Genomic DNA, 17,457 nt, shown 5'->3' on the forward strand with positions numbered 1-17,457 from the left:
TCACCTCGACCGGCCTCCGGCCTGCCCGTTCACCTCGACCGGCCTCCGGCCTGCCCGTTCACCTCGACCGGCCTCCGGCCTGCCCGTTCACCTCGACCGGCCTCCGGCCTGCCCGTTCACCTCGACCGGCCTCCGGCCTGCCCGTTCACCTCGACCGGCCTCCGGCCTGCCCGTCCACTCATCTGCCGGGCGGCACGATCAGCACGGGACGATGACTGTGCTTGAGCACCAGATCAGCGCAGGAGGACTGCAGCAGCGATCGCAGACCGGTCCGGCCGCGCGTCCCGGTGACGATGATGTCGGCGTTCACTTCGTCCGCCGTCTCGACGATGGTGGTCCAGATGGCGGAGTGCGACTCCTCGCACCGCCCGTCGGCGTTGATGCCGGCGCGGACCGCCAGCTCGAGGCCCTCGCTGTTGGTGACCCTCGCATCGGCGAGCGCGATGTCCTCGGTCTGCTCGTCCGGCAGCCACTCCGGCGCCATCACTCCCGACAGCCCGGACATGCGGGCGGCCTGCCGCACCATCGGTTCCCACGCGGTGAGCACGATGGCACGTTTCGCCTGGAGGAATCTGCCGGCGTAGTCCACCGCCCTGCGCGCGTTGTCCGAACCGTCGTACGCGATCAACATGACGTCACAGGACATGAGGGCCTCCAGGCTTGTGGCGGTGGCTGACGATCTTACCGTCGCGGTCGGGTCGGGGGGAGGCTCACGCGATAACGTTTCGGGTATGTACCGGCGCGGAGTTCTGTCCCTGGTCGCGATGTGCGCGATCGCCACGACGGCGTGCGGGACGGGGGACACCGCGGCTCCCACACCCACGACCGCCGGTGCGGACGCAGCACCGTCCTCCGCTCCGACGGCCGTCGTGTCGACGTCCGACATGCCCGCGGTGGCGCCCGATGCGTGTGCCACCGCCCTCTACGCCATGACACTGCGGCAGCGGCTCGCGCAATTGCTGACGGTCGGGGTGACCGGGACCGACGACGCCGTCGCCGTGGTGGGCGCCGAGCAGGTGGGCGGTGTGTTCGTGGGCAGCTGGACCGACAAGACGATGCTCACCGGCGGCGGTGTCGATCGCATGCAGTCCGCCGCCACCGTGCCCGTCATGGTCACCATCGACGAGGAGGGCGGCCGGGTGTCGCGTGCCGCCGACCTGCTCGGTTCGGTGCCGTCGGCACGCGAGACCGCGGCCACCATGACCCCCGAGCAGACGTACGACATGTGGCTCGAACGAGGACGCGGACTGCGTGATCTCGGCATCACCGTCGACTTCGCTCCCGACGTGGACGTGAGCAGCCAGCCCGACGACTCGGTGATCGGTGATCGGTCCTACTCGGACGATCCCGCCACCGTCGTCGCATATGCCGGAGCCGCCGCGCGCGGTCTGCGTGACGCGGGCGTCATGCCCGTGATCAAGCACTTCCCGGGACACGGCTCCGGATCGGGCGATTCGCACACCGGCGCGGTCACCACACCGCCGCTGTCCGAACTGCAGGCCCGCGATCTGGTTCCGTTCCGCGATCTGGTGACGACCGGAGTCGGTGCCATGGTCGGACACCTCGACGTTCCGGGGCTGACGACCGAGGGCGAGCCCGCCAGCATCAGTCCCGCCGCGATGGCGCTGCTGCGCGACGGCACGGGCTACGGGGCGGCGCCGTTCACCGGCCCGATCTTCACCGACGATCTGTCCGGCATGGCGGCGATCACGTCGCGACTGGGCATCGAGGACGCGGCGCTGGCCGCTCTCGTCGCCGGAGCCGACGTCGCCCTCTGGATCACCACCGACGCCGTGCCGAGCGTGCTCGACCGTCTCGAGGCGGCGGTGGCGTCCGGGGAACTGAGCGATGCACGCGTCGACGACGCGGCCCGGACCGTGCTCACGGCCAAGGGAGCCCTCGGCTGCGCCTGACCCGTCCCGCGGACGGTGACGTAGAGTCGGGACGTCGTACGGCGGACAGCTCCGGGGAGGACGCATGGCAGGCGGAACCAAGCGGTTGCCGCGCGCCGTCCGCGAGCAGCAGATGCTCGACGCCGCCATCGAGGTGTTCTCCGAGAACGGCTTTCACAGCACATCGATGGACTCAATCGCCGCACGGGCCGAGATCTCGAAACCGATGCTGTATCTGTACTACGGCAGCAAGGACGAGCTCTTCGCCGCCTGCATCCATCGTGAGGGCCTCGAGTTCGTCGCCGCGATGACGCCTGCAGCGGACCCGACACTCACTCCTCGGGAGCAGTTGCGCAAGGCGCTGCTCGGGTTCCTCACGTTCGTGGACGAGCATCGCTCGTCGTGGATGGTGCTCTACCGGCAGGCGATCGGCCAGCAGGCCTTCGCCGGTCAGGTGCAGAGCAGCCGCGATCGATTGATCAGCCTCACTGCGTCGTTGCTCGAGATGAGCACCAAGGACCCGCGGCCGGAACACAATTTCGGACTGATGGCCGTCGCCCTGGTCGGTGCCGGCGAGGCCGTGGCCGACAGGGTGGCCGGCGGCGAGATCGACGTGCACCAAGCAGTCGATCTTCTCGAGAGCTTGGCGTGGCGGGGGCTTCGGGCCTGACGCCACCAGGGCGGGGACCGCACGACGCAGCCCCCGCCACGGGGATCAGCGCAGGGTGCCCGTCAGGAACGGGTAGCCCTTCTTCGGGTGCTTCAGCGCCACGTCCCACTGTCCCGGCCCGACGCCCGTGCCCACCCGCTCGGCGTACACGTTGATCTTGGCCGGCAACACGATCGGCTTGCCGAAGCGCACCGAGTACGTGACGCGGTCCGGGATCTTGCCGTCGACGGCGCCGAGTACGGCCGCTGCACTCCACATTCCGTGCGCGATGGTGCGCGGGAAGCCGAAAGCCTTGGCGCCCAACGACGACACGTGAATCGGATTGCGGTCACCACTCACGGCCGCGTAGCGCGAGATCGTCTTCTGATCCACTCGCAGCGTCGAGGTGGGCGGCGGCGGGACCTCGTCGGCCGGCGGGGCCTCGCGCGGTCCACCGGACAGCGACGTCTTCTGCAGGCTGAGGAAGGTGGACGTCTGCCGCCACACCAACTCTCGGCCCACCGACACGTCGCTGATGACGTCGACGAGCAATCCCTTCCGGTGCTCGCGAACGTTCTCCGCACGGACGGCGATGTCGAGCGGCTCGGAGGTCCCGATGGGACGGAAACTCTCGATCACGTTCTCCGCGTGCACCGATCCCATGGCCGCGAACGGGAAGTCCTTGGTGACCATCAGGGACATCACGGTGGGGAACACCAGAGTGAACGGGTACGTCAGCGGCAGTGTGTCGCTGAGTCGCAGGCCCGTCACCTTGGCGTACGTCGCGAGGTTGTCCCGATCGACGCGGATGCCGCTGAGGGTGTACGTGATGTCCGGTGCGGTCGGCGTGCGCTTCCCACCACCGATGATCGGCAGCGAGTCGAGAGCCGCGCGGGTGTAGATGTCGCGGATCCTCGGCGGGCCGTCGAGCGGGGTCACCGTGGCCACGTCGCTCACGCTCCGATCAGGGACTGGCCGCACACGCGGACGATCTGACCGGTGACGGCATTGGAGGCCGGGCTCGCGAAGTACGCGATGGTCTCCGCGACGTCGACGGTCTGGCCGCCCTGCAGCAGTGAGCTCATCCGTCGGCCGGCCTCGCGGGTGGCGAACGGAATGGCTGCGGTCATGGCGGTCTCGATGAAGCCGGGCGCCACCGCGTTGATGGTGATGTCCTTCTTCCCCAGCTCGGGTGCCTCGGCATGCACCAGGCCGATGACGCCGGCCTTGGACGTGCCGTAGTTGGTCTGGCCGCGGTTGCCGGCGATGCCCGCGATGGAGGACACGTCGATCACGCGTCCACCGTCGTTCAGCGTGCCGGACTTCACCAGAGCGGTGGTCAGACGGTGGGGTGCGGCGAGGTTGACGCCGATGACGGAGTTCCACCGGCCGTCGTCCATGTTGGCGAGGAGCTTGTCGCGCGTGATGCCGGCGTTGTGGACGACGATGTCGAGGCCGCCGCTGTGCCGCTCCTTCACGTGCTTCTCGAGCACCTCGGCGGCGTCGGGAGCCGTGACGTCGAGTGCCAGCGACGTGCCGCCGACCTTGTTGGCGGTCTGCGAGAGCGCCTCGCCGGCCGCGGGGATGTCGGCGCAGATGACGTGCGCGCCGTCGCGCGAGAGCACCTCGGCGATGGTGGCGCCGATGCCGCGGGCGGCGCCGGTGACCAGGGCGACCTTGCCCTCGAGCGGCCGGTCCCACGAGGCGGGAGCCGTGGACCCGTCCTTGCCGACGGCGATGACCTGGCCGGAGACGAACGCGGACTTGGCCGAGAGCAGGAAGCGCAGGGTGGACTCGACACCGGACAGGTCCGGAGCGGCATCGGGGGAGACGTAGACCAGCTGCGCGGTGCCGCCGCGGCGCAGTTCCTTGCCGACGCTGCGGGTGAAGCCCTCGAGGGCGCGCTGAGCGATGTGCTCCTCGATGTCGCCGGTCTCCTCGGGCGTGGTGCCGAGGACGACGACGCGGCTCGACGGTCCGAGGTTGCGGACCGCGGGCTGGAAGAACTGGTACAGCTGCTCGAGCTGCTCAATGTTCTCGATGCCGGTGGCGTCGAACACGAGGCCACCCAGCTTGTCGTCGTGTGGGCTCGCGGCGGGGTAGTCCGAGAGCAGTACGCGCAGCGGCTCGACGAGGCGACCGCTGCCGCCGATCAGGACCGGGCCGGCGAGCGGGGGCTCGCCCGGTTGGTAGCGACGCAGAGTCTCCGGCTTCGGCAGTCCCGCCTGCTTGGCGAGAAACGCGCCGGGAGCAGAGGAGAGGAACTGCGAGTAGAGGTCAGGGGCTCCCTTGGTGGCTGCCATGTTCCTACCTTCGTGTCGGGTATGTCGAACGGTATCGACAAGTAACTTACTCGTGAGTAAGAATAGAGTCCACGACGAAGCGGCCCCGACCGTGGCCGCGCCATCTGCGCACAGGGAGAATCGTTCGATGACCAGCAAAGAGAAGCGCCCCGTCGCGATCCTCGGTGGAAACAGAATACCGTTCGCACGCTCGAACAAGGTGTACGCCAACGCCTCGAACCAGGACATGTTGACGGCTGCCGTCGACGGTCTCGTGTCCCGCTTCAACCTGCAGGGTGAGCGGCTCGGCCTCGTGGCCGGCGGTGCGGTGCTCAAGCACAGCCGCGATTTCAACCTCACCCGCGAGGTCGTCCTGGGCAGCGCGCTCAGCCCGTACACGCCGGCCTTCGACCTGCAGCAGGCTTGCGGCACCAGCATGCAGACGGTCATCGCCGTCGGCGACGCCATCGCATCGGGCCGCATCGACGTGGGCATCGGCAGCGGCGTCGACACCACCTCGGACGCGCCCATCAGCGTCAACAACGAACTGCGCGAGTTCCTGCTCACACTCAACCGTGCGAAGAGCACCGCCGACCGGCTCAAGCTGCTCGCCGGCGTCCGCCCGTCGATGCTGGGCATCGAGATCCCGAAGAACGGTGAGCCCCGCACGGGGATGTCCATGGGCGACCACGCCGCCGTCACGGCCAAGGAGTTCGGCGTCCGCCGCGAGGACCAGGACGCTCTCGCCGCGGCCAGCCACCAGAACATGGCGAAGGCCTACGACAGTGGCTTCTTCGACGACCTGGTCACGCCGTACCTGGGTCTCACCCGCGACGACAACCTCCGTCCGGATTCCACGGCCGAGAAGTTGGCCAAGCTCAAGCCCGTGTTCGGCACCTCGCTGGGCGACGCCACGATGACGGCCGGCAACTCGACGCCGCTCACCGACGGCGCGTCCTCCGTGCTGCTGTCCACCGACGAGTGGGCCGCGCAGCACAACCTGCCGGTGCTCGCGCACCTCGTCGACTCGGAGTTCGCGGCCGTTGACTACATCCACGGCAACGGCTCGTACAAGGACGGGCTGCTCATGGCGCCGACGTACGCCATCCCGCGTCTGCTCGAGCGCAACGGCCTGACGCTGCAGGACTTCGACTACTACGAGATCCACGAGGCCTTCGCCTCCGTGGTGCTCGCGACGCTGCAGGCCTTCGAGAGCGACGAGTACTGCAAGGAGCGTCTGGGTCTCGACGGTGCGCTGGGATCGATCGATCGCAGCAAGCTGAACGTGAACGGCTCGTCGCTCGCCGCAGGTCACCCGTTCGCGGCGACCGGTGGACGCGTCGTGGCCACGCTCGCGAAGATGTTGGCGCAGAAGGGTTCCGGCCGCGGACTCATCTCCATCTGTGCCGCCGGTGGCCAGGGCATCACGGCCATCGTGGAGGCCTGAGCCTCCCGTACCGAACACGAGGACCCGGCTGCGAGGGGTGGCCGGGTCCTCTGCCGTTTGCCGGACCGAGCGGTCTGGGTCTGGCAGAGTAGCGGCGTGCAGCGGTGGCGAGGCGAGAGTGGGTCCTGCGCGACCCTCCTCGAGGGAAACCCTCGGGTACGTTCACGGAATCGGGCACTGCGTCCGACGCACCTCGGCACGCTCCGCGTGCTGGAGCGCGACGACGACGAGAGTCTCAGGTCGCCTCGCCCCGCCGCACGTCCCCGGACCACACCTCGCTGATGTCCGAGTCGTTCTGGCATCACCGCACAGCGCGCATGATCGCACCGCGCGTGGTCGACATCGCGTGGAACAGCACCGAGCTCGGTGAGGTGCTGGCCCGGTTCGAGCACGTCGCGGACGTCGAGACCCTCATCACCAGGCTCCTCGAGCGGCGTAACCATGCACCCGACTCGACGGAGGTCGCCGCCGAACTCCTCGAGGTCATCGGGTATCCCGGTGATCCGTTCGTCCTCCCCGCGCCGCCCGTCCGTCCCACTCCGGCGGTGCGCTTCGGGGTTCCCGCGTTCGCGACGACCGCCGAGCTCGCCGCGTCCCTGGACGTCACCGTCTCCGAACTCGACTGGTTCGCCGACGTCGGCGGCTGGTTGCGTCGGGCGGCTCCGCCGCTGCGCCACTACCGGGCTCGTGAGGTGGCTAAGAGTCGCGGCGGGACGCGGATCCTCGAGATCCCCAAGCCGCGATTGCGCGAGATGCAGCGGCGCGTTCTGCATCGCATCGTCGACCACGTGGTGCCGCATCCGGCCGCTCACGGTTTCCGGGCAGGTCGGAGTGCCGTGACCTTCGCGCGCCCGCACGAGGGCCGGGACGTCGTCGTCCGGGTCGATCTCGCGGACTTCTTCCCGACGGTGACGAGGCCGCGCGTGCGCGCCGTCTTCGAGGCCTGCGGGTACCCGTACCGGGTGGCGTCGGTCCTCGCCGGCGTCTGCACCACCGCGATGCCGGTCGACGAGGTCGCCGCTCTGCCCCGGACTCAGGCGGCACTGCTGCGCGTCCCGCACCTCCCGCAGGGGGCACCGACCTCGCCCGCGCTCGCCAATCTGGTGGCCCGCGGACTCGACCGTCGCGTCGCGGGTCTCGCCCGCGCCCGTGGGCTCGTCTACACCCGCTACGCCGACGACCTGGCGCTGTCGGGCCCGGCGGACACCGATGTGGGCACGCTGCTGTGGGCGCTCGACCGCATCGTGCGGGACGAGGGCTTCGTTGTGAACAGTGACAAGACTCACGTTGCGCGTGCGCACCGCCGGCAGATGCTTGCCGGGCTGGTGGTCAATACGAGCGCCGCCGCGCCCCGTGAGCGCTACGACGCACTCCGTGCCCTGCTCCACAACAGTGCCCGTACCGGTGCGGCGGCCCAGAACCATGCAGGTCTACCGGACTTCCGTGCCTCGGTGTACGGACAGATCGCTTGGATAGGCGAAAGCAGTCCTTCGCGGCGGGCACGACTTCTCGCCATGGCGGAACGGGTCGATTGGGAGTCGTGACAAATTCGGGACGTTCGGTCTGATTCGACTTGTAACGAGTCCGGTCGTCCGGCGATACTCCTCATGGCTCCGCATCGCTGCCTGACCCCCGACCCGGCAGCGATGCGGAGCCGTCTTCGTGTGGATCGGGTTCCGACCCGAGTGGGTACGCTCGAGCGGAGGGCAATTGTCCCTGTTCGGCACGACGGAAGGGAGCTCGGTGACCGAGGACGTACCGGCGCAGCGCGAGCACCGGACCGCCCCCGAGGGCACCCGCTCCACTCGCCGCCGCACCATCGCGTTGTCCGCAGCCGGCGGTGTCGTGGCAGTCGCTGCACTGCTCTACGCCGCAGACTGGTTCACCTCCACCGGTGACATCCCTCGCGGCGTGACAGTCGCGGGCGTCGAGGTCGGCGGCCGCAGTGTGGCGGAGGCGGACAACCGGCTCCGCGACGCACTGGGCCCGCGCACCGATGTCCCCGTGGACGTACGCGCGGACGACGTCGCCGCCACCCTCACCCCTGCCGCCGCCGGTCTCGGAATCGACTGGGGCGCCACCCTCGATCGTGCCGGCGACCAGCCGCTCTCCCCGTTCACCAGGATCGCGTCGTTCTTCGGCACCCGCGAGATCGGTGTCGTGTCCACGGTCGACGACGCCGCGCTCACCGCCGCCGTCGGGTCGTTGTCCGCGCAGGTCGACCGTCCCGCGGTGGAGGGCGACGTCGTCATCGAGGGCGGGGTGCCCCGCCCCGTCGGCCCCGTTCCCGGTCGCACGCTCGACGTGCCGGGTGCGGCGTCCACGTTCCGCACCGAGTGGGCCGAGGGTGGTCCGGTGGATCTCCCCGTTCTCGTCGAGGAGGTCGGGGTCGACGCCGCCGCGATCGACGCGGCGATCCAGGATGTCGCGACGCCCGCCGTGTCGGCGCCCGTGGTCGTGACCGGCGAGGACGGTGCGACGACGACGCTCGCACCCGATCGCGTCGGCGAGGTCCTGAGCTTCGAACCGGACGACGACGGCGGTCTGCGGCCGGTGTACGACACGAATGCCGCGATCGGCATCCTCGCGCCCGGGCTGGCGGCCACCGAGACCCGGCCCGTCGACGCGCGATTCGACTTCTCCGGGGGCCGACCCGTGGTGGTTCCGTCCGTCGACGGCACCGAGGTGCGCTGGCCGGAGACACTGGCCACCCTGCCGGACCTGCTGGCGGCGTCCGGTGACGCGCGCACCACCGTCGCGCAGTACGGGCCGCGCCCTGCGGCACTGACCACGGACGCGGCGAACGCTCTCGGAATCCGGGAAGTGATCAGCGAGTACACGACCGGCGGGTTCGAGTACGCGTCGGGTGTCAACATCGGTCTCACGGCGGACATCGTGAACGGCGCCGTGGTGAAGCCGGGCGAGACGTTCTCGCTCAACGGTTACACCGGTCCCCGTGGGACGGCGCAGGGGTTCGTCGAGTCGGGCATCATCGACAACGGCCGACCCGATCGCGCCGTCGGCGGAGGCATCAGCCAGTTCGCCACCACCCTGTACAACGCCGGCTACTTCGGCGGCATGGACGACGTCGATCACACCGAGCACAGCTACTACATCAGCCGCTACCCCGAGGCCCGCGAGGCGACGGTCTTCGAGGGCGCGATCGACCTCCAGTTCCGGAACCCGGCGTCGACGGGTGTGGTCGTCGAGTCGTTCGCCGACGGGTCGTCCGTCACCGTGCGGTTGTGGGGAACCAAGACCGTCGAGGTGGAGTCGATCACCGGCTCGCGCAGCCGACCCACCACGCCGGACACCGTCCGGCTGCCGCGCGGAGACCAGTGTGTCGCGTCGAGCGGAGCACCCGGCTTCACCACCAGCGACACCCGGATCATCCGCGACGCGGCGACGGGTGCGGAGATCTCGCGGAACACGCGCACGGTGCGCTACGACCCGGTGCCGATCGTCCGCTGCGAGTGAGGCCCGCCGTTGGGCTCGGCGTGATCCGAATCCAGGGGCTGTGACCTTGCCCAGTGCCGGGCCCGGGATGGTGGCGGTGGATGGCGCGCGGCCCTACCGTGGGGTTCCATGAGTCAGACCGCAGCCTCCGAGCTCGACCAGGCGACCCTCCGTCAGGCATACGGCACCTTTCCGAGTGGCGTCGTCGCCATCGCGGCTCGCATCGGCGACGTGCCGGTCGGTCTGGCCGCGAGCAGTTTCGTGTCGGTTTCGCTCGACCCGCCGCTGGTCGCGGTGTGCATCCAGAACACGTCGACCACGTGGCCCAAGTTCCGCGACGCGACGCACATCGGCATCAGCGTTCTCGGCGAGGCCCACGACGTGGCCGCGCGCAGCCTCGCGGCGAAGACGGGTGACCGGTTCGCGGGCCTGACGCTGGAGACGACGCCCGACGGGGCGATCTTCATCGACGGCGCGTCCTCGTGGCTCGACACCACGATCGAGCAGGAGCTGCCGGCGGGTGACCACGCCATCGTGCTGCTGCGCGTGCACGGCCTCGAGGTGCACTCCGACGTCGCGCCCATCGTGTTCCAGGGCAGTCGCTTCCGGAAGCTGGTCGTCGAGCAGCGCTGAGTCTCGTCCTCCACTATCGAGCCGATATCTGCGGATCCGCAGATTCTCGCGCGATCGCGTGGCCACAGCCGCGTGCCCACGGCCACCGTGGACTTTCAGTTAATCATCGTTTACTGTCCTGGTTAGTGACTGTTAACTGGCCGAGCCGATGCTGGACGGTGCTCGAACCGCGGTCATCGCACGCACGACCACGGACTCGAAAGAGGATGCAGTATGACCACGTCGACCCGAAACGCCGGAGCCGGGCACAGCCTGTTGTCCGACGAGCATCAGCAACTGATCGCCACGGTGCGCGACTTTGCACGCACCGTGGTGGCCCCGGTCGCCGCGCAGCACGATCGAGACCACACGTTCCCCTACGAGGTGGTCCGCGGCATGGCGGACATGGGCCTGTTCGGACTGCCGTTCCCGGAGGAGTACGGCGGCATGGGCGGCGACTACTTCGCGCTGTGCCTCGCCCTCGAGGAGTTGGGCAAGGTCGATCAGAGTGTCGCGATCACGCTCGAAGCCGGTGTCTCCCTGGGCGCGATGCCCGTCTACCGCTTCGGAACGGATGCGCAGAAGAAGGAGTGGCTCCCCCAGTTGACGTCGGGCCGGGCGCTCGGAGCCTTCGGCCTGACCGAGCCCGGCGCCGGCAGCGACGCCGGCGGTACGCGCACCACGGCGGTGCGCGACGGTGACCACTGGGTGATCAACGGGTCGAAGCAGTTCATCACCAACTCCGGCACCGACATCACGAAGCTGGTGACGGTGACCGCCGTGACGGGCACCGATGCCTCCGGGCGCAAACAGATCTCGTCGATCATCGTGCCGACGGACACCCCGGGTTTCGAAGCCGGTCCCGCGTACGACAAGGTCGGCTGGAACGCTTCGGACACTCACCCCCTGTCCTTCACTGATGTTCGGGTCCCACAGGAGAATCTGCTCGGCGAGGAAGGGCGCGGCTACGCCGGTTTCCTGCAGATTCTCGACGAGGGTCGTATCGCGATCGCCGCCCTCGCCGTGGGTGTGGCGCAGGGGTGCGTCGACGAGAGTGTGAAATACGCGAAGGAGCGCGAGGCGTTCGGTACCGCGATCGGCCGGAACCAGGCCATCGCCTTCAAGATCGCCCGCATGGAGGCACGCGCCTACGCGGCTCGGACGGCCTACTACGACGCCGCAGCTCTCATGTCGGCAGGCAAGCCCTTCAAGAAGGAGGCCGCCATCGCCAAGTTGATCTCGTCGGAGGCCGCGATGGACAACGCGCGCGACGCCACGCAGGTGCACGGCGGCTACGGGTTCATGAACGAGTACACCGTCGCGCGGCACTACCGCGACAGCAAGATCCTCGAGATCGGTGAGGGCACCACGGAGGTGCAGCTGATGCTCATCGCGCGCCAGGTGGGGCTGTGACCGATACCGAGCGGATCGTTCAGCGCGGCTTGTGGTTCGACGAGATGACGGTGGGCACCGTCTACGAGCACCGGCCAGGGCGCACCGTCACCGAGGCCGACAACGTTCTCTTCACCACACTCACGATGAACACGCAGGCGCTGCATCTCGACGCCGCGTACAGCGCGGACACGGCGTTCGGGGAGCGGCTGGTGAACTCGATGTGGACGCTCTCCACGCTGGTCGGGCTCTCCGTCGCCCAGCTGACGCAGGGCACCATCGTCGCGAATCTCGGGTTCTCGGAGATCAGCTTTCCGAAGCCGATGCTGCACGGCGACACCCTGTACGGCGAGACGGTGATCGCGGACAAGCGAGAGTCGGCGTCCAGGCCCGGAGAAGGTGTCGTGACGTTCGAGCACACGGGTCGCAACCAGCACGGTGACGTCGTCGCGCGTGCCGTGCGGAAGACGCTCGTCCGGATGGCCCCCGCCTCGTGACGGGCCTCGGTCCGGTCTGGATGTTCTGCCCCGCCGACAGGCCGGAGCGTTACCGGAAGGCCGCCGCCGCAGCGGATGTGGTGATCCTGGACCTCGAGGACGCGGTGGCTCCGGGTGACAAGGAGGCGGCTCGGCAGGCCGTCGTCGACACCCCGCTCGATCCGGACCGTACCGTGATCCGTGTCAATGCACGATCGACGCAGTACTTCGAGGCGGATCTGGCAGCGCTGTCCACCACGGCGTATCACCGCGTGATGGTGCCCAAATGCGAATCGGCGCAGGACGTGTCGGCTCTGGCCCCACGGTCGGTGATCGCCCTGGTCGAGACTCCGCTCGGGATCCTGCATGCTGCGGAGATCTGCGCAGCCGACGGGTGCGAGGCGATGATGTGGGGTGCGGAGGATCTGGTGGCCGCGCTCGGCGGAGCGTCGTCGCGACGTGCCGACGGGTCGTATCGCGATGTGGCCGTGCACGCTCGGTCGGCTGCCCTGCTGGCGGCCAAGGCGTTCGGGCGGCAGGCCCTGGACTCGGTGTATCTGGACATCGCCGATCTCGACGGGCTACGCGCCGAGTCCGAGGATGCCGTCGCAGTGGGATTCGACGCCAAGGTGGCACTGCACCCGTCGCAGGCCGCGGTGATTCGCGAGTGTTACACCCCGACAACCGATCAGGTGGACTGGGCACGTCGGGTCGTCGCTGCCGCCGCCACCGAGCGCGGAGTGTTCACCGTCGACGGCAGGATGGTCGACGCACCGGTGATTCGGCACGCCGAGCGCATCCTGCGTGGACTCGGTTAGCGAGTCGGTGTCGCCGTGGTGCCCGTGACGACGCGCGGCAGTGCGAGACCCAGCCCGATCATGCCGACGCCGAGCGCGAGGTGGAGCCAGTTGTCGGCGTCGTTCAGCGGCACGAAGTTCGCGCTGCTGTCATGGTCGACGACGAGTCCGTAGACGAAGAGCACCAGGTAGATGACGCCGCCGCCGATCAGGTAGAGCCGCGCGCTCGAGGGAGCGCGGGCGAACAGGATGCCTGCGACGCCGAACAGCAGGTGCACGATGTTGTGGAGGATCGACACCTCGAAGATGCCCAGGAGCATGGCTCCGCTGTGGTGGCCCGCGAAGGTGAGCATGTCGTAGTCCGTCGTGATGCCCGGGACGAATCCGAGCACACCGACGAGCAGGAACACGACGCCGACGATCAGTGCTCCCCATTGGACCGGTGACCGGCGGACCACGGTACGGCCCGCTCTGTTCGTGTTCGCCATGGCAGAACTCCTTCCGATTGTGCGAGCAGGCGATCCCCGCTCCGGCGGCGAGCGGATAGCCGGTCGTCGGGACTCCAAACGGACGGAAGAAACGACGCCCGACGCGTTCGACCGAACGGGACGCGCGAACGAGAACCTCTGCCGGTTCGGTCCGGTGTCGGCTGACCGACCGATGCGCGAAGTGCGCGCAGAGATGCGACGATGAGGGTACTTGGCGCAGAAAACGGTCATCGGTATGTTGACAGGGTTGATCGATGACACACGGTATGGTTTCGCTGACGTGGACGTTCCCACGACACGCATCGAGGAGTGGCATGACGACAAAGCTTGCGGTTCGCGAATCACGTTTCACGTGGACTCAGAGTGGATCGGAAGTGGTGATCCTCGACCTCGAGGGCTCTCGCTACTTCTCGCTGAACGATGCCGGATCGTTCGTCTGGCCGCTGCTGGTCGCGGGCACGACGTCGACAGCTCTCGTCGCCGCGCTGACGGACGAGTACGGAATCGACGAGAACGTCGCCGCGAAGGATGTCGATGCTCTGGTCACCGAGTTGGCGGCACGGGAGATTGTGACCGTCACCGATGGAACCGACTGAGTCGCGGACTCTCGCCGACCGTGGGGCGTACGGGCTACGACTCCCCGGCCTTCCCGGGCAGCGGTGGCTCGTACCGGCGCCGACCAGCTGGACACCGTGGAAGGTCGCCATCGATCCGTCACCGCTGGTGAAGCGGCCGGCTCAGAAGTGGGATTCGAACGAGTCCTGTCTCAACAGCGCCCCACGCGGATATGTTCACATCGATCGTGCGTCGTCTCGAACGACCGTGTGCCACGGCCGAGTGCCTGTGACGAATGCCTTCGCGCATCCGATCCTGGTGTCCACCGCTCTCGTGGTCGCCGGGTGGCAGCAGAGGCTCGCGTTTCACGGAGGGGCGGTTCTGGACCGGGGTGGACGCGCCTGGGGAATATTGTCGGATCGTGAAGGCGGCCGGACCATGTTCCTGGGGTGGTGTGCTGCACACGGACTGGACGTTCTGGCAAGTGACCTCGTCGTCACCGATGGGCTCGAGGTCTTCGCCGGTCCCCGCTTGCTGGATCTCGACGAGAACGAGTCGCGGCACTACGCCCTGGGTGACGACATCGGCGTCGTCGGCAACCGAAGGCGTTGGCGGGTCGCACTTCCGGAGGTGCCGACCACTGCCCCGCTGGGGGGATGGTTGACCCTCGTCCATGGTCCTGACAGAGAATTACGGCCACTGGGCGTGCCCGAGCGGGCACGACTGCTGAAACGGAGTCGCAGAGTGGACATCGCCCGGCACCATCAACAGCCGTGGCTTCAGGCGCTGACGGTGCCGGCGTTCGCAGCGACCAGCCGGCGTGGGAACCCGCCGGAGGACACGGCGATGCGATCACTGTTCGAGACGCTCGACGCCACCACCGAATCGAGCATGTCGTGACGGTGACACCGAGCCCGACCACGGCGCGTGGAGCCTACGGTCTCTCCCTGCCCGAGAGCCCCTACCAGCATCTGCTGAACACCGGCACGGAGTCCTGGCCGGAGTGGCGCATTCATCTGTCCGGCAGCGACTCTGCGGATCCCCGCCCGCCGCAGATGTTCGACCGGGACCGCGGCCTCCTGCATCTTGCACCCAGCGGATACGCCGAGATCGATCGACGTTCGGCGACGACGCTCGTGCATCAGACGCCGACGCCGGCCGCAGCCGCCATGATTCATCCGCTGCTGGTGTCGACCGCCGTCGTGCACGCGGACTGGAACGGCGAGTTGGTGTTTCACGGTGGGTCCTTCCTGGACCGCCGGGGGAAGGCCTGGGGTGTCGTGGGATCCCGAGAGTCCGGCAAGAGCAGCTTTCTGGCCTGGTGTGCCGCCCGCGGTATCGGTGTGGTGGGGGACGACGCGATCGTCACGGACGGCGACGTCATCCGGGCCGGGCCCCGATGCATCGACCTGCGCGAGACCGCGGCCGATCATTTCGGATTCGGCGAAGACATCGGTGTGGTGGGTACGCGTCGTCGGTGGCGCCACCAGGTCGATCCGGTGCCCTTGTCGCCGCCGCTCGCCGGGTTCGTCGCCCTGAAGTTCGACGACGATGCGTCGGCGCCGGGTGTCGAACACGTTGCCGTGGAACGCCGTGCCGCGGTCCTGACTCCGCACCGCGGCTTCATCATCAGCCAGATGTTCCCGATTCCCTGGTTGAAAGTCATCACCAAGCCCGTGCTGGCGTTCAGCAGGCCGCGCGACTGGGCAGCCATGGACGATTCCATGGGTGCGCTGCTCGATCACATCGACGGTCGCGGTGACGTGCGATGACGATTCCGGAGGATCTGGCGACGTACCTGCGGACTCCGCGATCGCCGCGATGGTCGCCGCACACTGTCCGTGCGGCGTGGTGGGTGTGCAGGGCGTACTACTTCGCATCCCGCGACCTGAAGACGGACGGTGTGCGAACAGTCGTCCGGCCGCCACCCGACCTTCCTGCCGGCGCCCGCCGCGGAGTCGACGCCGCACTGCGCAGGCTCGATCCGACATGTCTGCAGCGATCACTCATCAAGCAGCGGTGGCTGGCGGGTCACGGCGTGTCCGCCGACGTGATGATCGGCGTCGACAAGAGCGATGCGACGTTCGCTGCGCACGCATGGTTGGACTACGAGTCCACGTACGAATCGAACCGCTTCTACCGGATCATCCATCGCATCCCGGCGCAGGTGACGCGGCAGTGAGTCAGTGTGAAGCGTTCATCCAGAGTTGCTGCAGCAGCAGCATGCTGCGTGCGTCGGGTACCTGCTTCGACCACTCCGCTCGCAGGCCGTCCTCGTCGATGTAGCGAGCAATGTCGCCGAATCCACCGCCGGTCCAGCTCTGCGCGAATCGGCGGGTGTTGTCCGTCCAGAACGAGTTACCGAACTCTGCCTTCGTCTTTCGGGTCACGAGCAATTCCGGAAGATCCTCGCCCATGAGCACACGGAGGAGGGCGCGCCGGCCGCCGACACCGACGAACGGGTTGTGTGAGGCGAGAGCCGACAGCGTGGCCGGTTCGATGAATGGGTGAAGCACGGTGGTACCCGTGTCACGTGCAACTCGGTCGAACGAGTCTCGTACCACGGTGAAGTAGCGGTGCCGCGGAATCCATTCACGCAGAACACGACTCCAGCCGAGTGGTTCCGACGCCCGGTCGAGCGCACTCAGAACTCGTAGTTCACGTCGCGCAGTGCCGTTCAGCCAGGGGTGCGCCACATCTCCGGTGCGAGTGCGCGCGATGTCGACGGCGATCCGGGCAACCCTGGGGCTCAGGTGGTAGGAGAGGCTGCTGAGGGTTCGCCCGGTGACGTCGCCTGCCGCGAGGGATCTCTCGGTCCATCGTTCGCGCGCCGCGTTGCCCAGCTCGTCGCCGCCGAGGCCGGTGAGCACGGTTCCCCCGGCGGCGTCCGCGAAGATGCGGCGATGGAAGTGAACGTTCATCGGGAACATCAGGCCGTGTGCATCGAGTACTGCGGTGGCGTCCGGTCCGATGATGTCCATCTCGTCGTGCAGCTCGTGCACGATGCGGTCCGTGATCCCGAGGTGGTCGAGCACGAGGTGCTGCCACGACTCCTCGTGTGACGCCGTGTCGGCGGGAAAGGACATCGTCACAGGAACGGGGAGGGGAAGCCCTTCCGTTCTCGCCACGCTGACCGCAGCGGCCAACACGGACGACGAGTCCCGGCCCCCGGAGAAACTCACGAGGCACGGTGGACGCAGCAACGCATCTCGTATGACGCCGTGGAACGCCGCCTTCGGCGGAACGGGGCCGACATCGGGAAGTGACTGTGCGTTCCGGTCGAATCCCGACAATGCCGAACTCGCACATTCGAGTGAAGTCATCGACGTGTCGGTAGGACTGGTGTACCCGAACATGCGAGTCCTGTCTCCACGTCCTGCGCGGGTTCTCTACTGGTGCGGCGGCACCATC

At 68.2% G+C, this 17,457-nt stretch carries 17 protein-coding genes and 1 pseudogene; 13 read left to right on the top strand and 5 right to left on the bottom strand.

Features of this window, described 5'->3' with window-relative positions; translation table 11 throughout:
* Positions 1–178 precede the first annotated feature (178 nt).
* Positions 179–646 carry a universal stress protein gene (locus tag HQ325_RS12225; protein WP_222629859.1) on the bottom strand — a complete coding sequence of 156 codons (468 nt, stop codon included), beginning with the start codon at positions 644–646 and terminating at the stop codon, positions 179–181.
* 85 nt (positions 647–731) lie between these two features.
* Between HQ325_RS12225 and HQ325_RS12230 the strand changes: the two genes are divergently transcribed.
* Together HQ325_RS12230 and HQ325_RS12235 are read left to right on the top strand one after the other, a co-directional pair.
* On the top strand, positions 732–1,913 hold the full coding sequence (locus HQ325_RS12230) for a glycoside hydrolase family 3 N-terminal domain-containing protein (RefSeq protein WP_222629861.1): 1,182 nt from the start codon (positions 732–734) through the stop codon (positions 1,911–1,913).
* Positions 1,914–1,977: 64 nt separating this feature from the next.
* Complete coding sequence (locus HQ325_RS12235) at positions 1,978–2,562, top strand: TetR/AcrR family transcriptional regulator (protein WP_027506190.1); 585 nt, start codon at positions 1,978–1,980, stop codon at positions 2,560–2,562.
* Positions 2,563–2,607: 45 nt separating this feature from the next.
* On the opposite strand, the gene HQ325_RS12240 is transcribed toward HQ325_RS12235, so the two are convergent.
* Both HQ325_RS12240 and HQ325_RS12245 read right to left on the bottom strand, forming a co-directional pair.
* Positions 2,608–3,489: a MaoC/PaaZ C-terminal domain-containing protein gene (locus HQ325_RS12240; protein WP_222629864.1), complete on the bottom strand. Its 882-nt coding sequence runs from the start codon at positions 3,487–3,489 to the stop codon at positions 2,608–2,610.
* A gap of 5 nt (positions 3,490–3,494) precedes the next feature.
* Complete coding sequence (locus HQ325_RS12245; RefSeq protein WP_222629868.1) at positions 3,495–4,844, bottom strand: 3-oxoacyl-ACP reductase; 1,350 nt, start codon at positions 4,842–4,844, stop codon at positions 3,495–3,497.
* Positions 4,845–4,971: 127 nt separating this feature from the next.
* Between HQ325_RS12245 and HQ325_RS12250 the strand changes: the two genes are divergently transcribed.
* From HQ325_RS12250 to HQ325_RS12280, 7 genes and pseudogenes are all read left to right on the top strand, one after another.
* On the top strand, positions 4,972–6,270 hold the full coding sequence (locus HQ325_RS12250; RefSeq protein WP_222629871.1) for an acetyl-CoA C-acetyltransferase: 1,299 nt from the start codon (positions 4,972–4,974) through the stop codon (positions 6,268–6,270).
* 281 nt (positions 6,271–6,551) lie between these two features.
* Positions 6,552–7,814 (top strand): reverse transcriptase family protein, encoded by a 1,263-nt coding sequence (locus HQ325_RS12255; RefSeq protein ID WP_261778197.1) that lies wholly within the window; start codon positions 6,552–6,554, stop codon positions 7,812–7,814.
* 244 nt (positions 7,815–8,058) lie between these two features.
* Positions 8,059–9,747: pseudogene (locus HQ325_RS12260) on the top strand (VanW family protein); the annotation flags it as partial.
* Positions 9,748–9,855: 108 nt separating this feature from the next.
* Positions 9,856–10,359, top strand: a complete 504-nt coding sequence (locus tag HQ325_RS12265; protein WP_222629877.1) for a flavin reductase family protein — start codon at positions 9,856–9,858, stop codon at positions 10,357–10,359.
* 213 nt (positions 10,360–10,572) lie between these two features.
* On the top strand, positions 10,573–11,751 hold the full coding sequence (locus tag HQ325_RS12270; RefSeq protein WP_222629880.1) for an acyl-CoA dehydrogenase family protein: 1,179 nt from the start codon (positions 10,573–10,575) through the stop codon (positions 11,749–11,751).
* On the top strand, positions 11,748–12,227 hold the full coding sequence (locus HQ325_RS12275; RefSeq protein ID WP_374107222.1) for a MaoC family dehydratase: 480 nt from the start codon (positions 11,748–11,750) through the stop codon (positions 12,225–12,227). The genes HQ325_RS12270 and HQ325_RS12275 overlap by 4 nt, the downstream gene beginning before the upstream one ends.
* 20 nt (positions 12,228–12,247) lie before the next feature.
* Positions 12,248–13,024, top strand: a complete 777-nt coding sequence (locus HQ325_RS12280) for a CoA ester lyase (protein ID WP_222630995.1) — start codon at positions 12,248–12,250, stop codon at positions 13,022–13,024.
* Here HQ325_RS12280 and HQ325_RS12285 read toward each other — a convergent pair.
* Positions 13,021–13,491, bottom strand: coding sequence for a DUF4383 domain-containing protein (locus tag HQ325_RS12285; protein WP_222629883.1), 471 nt, complete (start codon positions 13,489–13,491; stop codon positions 13,021–13,023). The genes HQ325_RS12280 and HQ325_RS12285 overlap by 4 nt on opposite strands.
* Positions 13,492–13,805: 314 nt before the next feature.
* On the opposite strand from HQ325_RS12285, the gene HQ325_RS12290 reads away from it, so the two are divergent.
* The 4 genes from HQ325_RS12290 (at position 13,806) to HQ325_RS12305 (ending at position 16,228) form a co-directional block, all read left to right on the top strand.
* Positions 13,806–14,087, top strand: coding sequence for a PqqD family protein (locus HQ325_RS12290; protein ID WP_222629885.1), 282 nt, complete (start codon positions 13,806–13,808; stop codon positions 14,085–14,087).
* A gap of 247 nt (positions 14,088–14,334) precedes the next feature.
* Entirely contained in the window at positions 14,335–14,946 is a 612-nt protein-coding gene (locus HQ325_RS12295) for a hypothetical protein (RefSeq protein ID WP_222629888.1), read from the top strand.
* The gene (locus HQ325_RS12300; RefSeq protein ID WP_222629891.1) at positions 14,943–15,818 is read left to right on the top strand and encodes a hypothetical protein; all 876 of its coding nucleotides are present in this window, start codon (positions 14,943–14,945) and stop codon (positions 15,816–15,818) included. The genes HQ325_RS12295 and HQ325_RS12300 overlap by 4 nt, the downstream gene beginning before the upstream one ends.
* Positions 15,815–16,228, top strand: coding sequence for a lasso peptide biosynthesis B2 protein (locus HQ325_RS12305; RefSeq protein ID WP_222629894.1), 414 nt, complete (start codon positions 15,815–15,817; stop codon positions 16,226–16,228). Before HQ325_RS12300 ends, HQ325_RS12305 begins: the two co-directional genes overlap by 4 nt.
* 1 nt (position 16,229) lies before the next feature.
* On the opposite strand, the gene HQ325_RS12310 is transcribed toward HQ325_RS12305, so the two are convergent.
* Positions 16,230–17,369 (bottom strand): asparagine synthase-related protein, encoded by a 1,140-nt coding sequence (locus HQ325_RS12310; protein ID WP_222629897.1) that lies wholly within the window; start codon positions 17,367–17,369, stop codon positions 16,230–16,232.
* Positions 17,370–17,457: the final 88 nt, after the last annotated feature.

This window comes from Rhodococcus sp. BP-349, assembly GCF_019835845.1.
GTDB lineage: Bacteria > Actinomycetota > Actinomycetes > Mycobacteriales > Mycobacteriaceae > Rhodococcoides.

Coding starts and splice junctions, on each gene's coding strand:
- HQ325_RS12225 (WP_222629859.1), bottom strand. CDS start 646: ATGTCCTGTGACGTCATGTTGATCGCGTACGACGGTTCGGACAACGCG.
- HQ325_RS12230 (WP_222629861.1), top strand. CDS start 732: ATGTACCGGCGCGGAGTTCTGTCCCTGGTCGCGATGTGCGCGATCGCC.
- HQ325_RS12235 (WP_027506190.1), top strand. CDS start 1,978: ATGGCAGGCGGAACCAAGCGGTTGCCGCGCGCCGTCCGCGAGCAGCAG.
- HQ325_RS12245 (WP_222629868.1), bottom strand. CDS start 4,844: ATGGCAGCCACCAAGGGAGCCCCTGACCTCTACTCGCAGTTCCTCTCC.
- HQ325_RS12250 (WP_222629871.1), top strand. CDS start 4,972: ATGACCAGCAAAGAGAAGCGCCCCGTCGCGATCCTCGGTGGAAACAGA.
- HQ325_RS12255 (WP_261778197.1), top strand. CDS start 6,552: ATGTCCGAGTCGTTCTGGCATCACCGCACAGCGCGCATGATCGCACCG.
- HQ325_RS12265 (WP_222629877.1), top strand. CDS start 9,856: ATGAGTCAGACCGCAGCCTCCGAGCTCGACCAGGCGACCCTCCGTCAG.
- HQ325_RS12270 (WP_222629880.1), top strand. CDS start 10,573: ATGACCACGTCGACCCGAAACGCCGGAGCCGGGCACAGCCTGTTGTCC.
- HQ325_RS12280 (WP_222630995.1), top strand. CDS start 12,248: ATGTTCTGCCCCGCCGACAGGCCGGAGCGTTACCGGAAGGCCGCCGCC.
- HQ325_RS12285 (WP_222629883.1), bottom strand. CDS start 13,491: ATGGCGAACACGAACAGAGCGGGCCGTACCGTGGTCCGCCGGTCACCG.
- HQ325_RS12290 (WP_222629885.1), top strand. CDS start 13,806: ATGACGACAAAGCTTGCGGTTCGCGAATCACGTTTCACGTGGACTCAG.
- HQ325_RS12305 (WP_222629894.1), top strand. CDS start 15,815: ATGACGATTCCGGAGGATCTGGCGACGTACCTGCGGACTCCGCGATCG.
- HQ325_RS12310 (WP_222629897.1), bottom strand. CDS start 17,369: ATGACTTCACTCGAATGTGCGAGTTCGGCATTGTCGGGATTCGACCGG.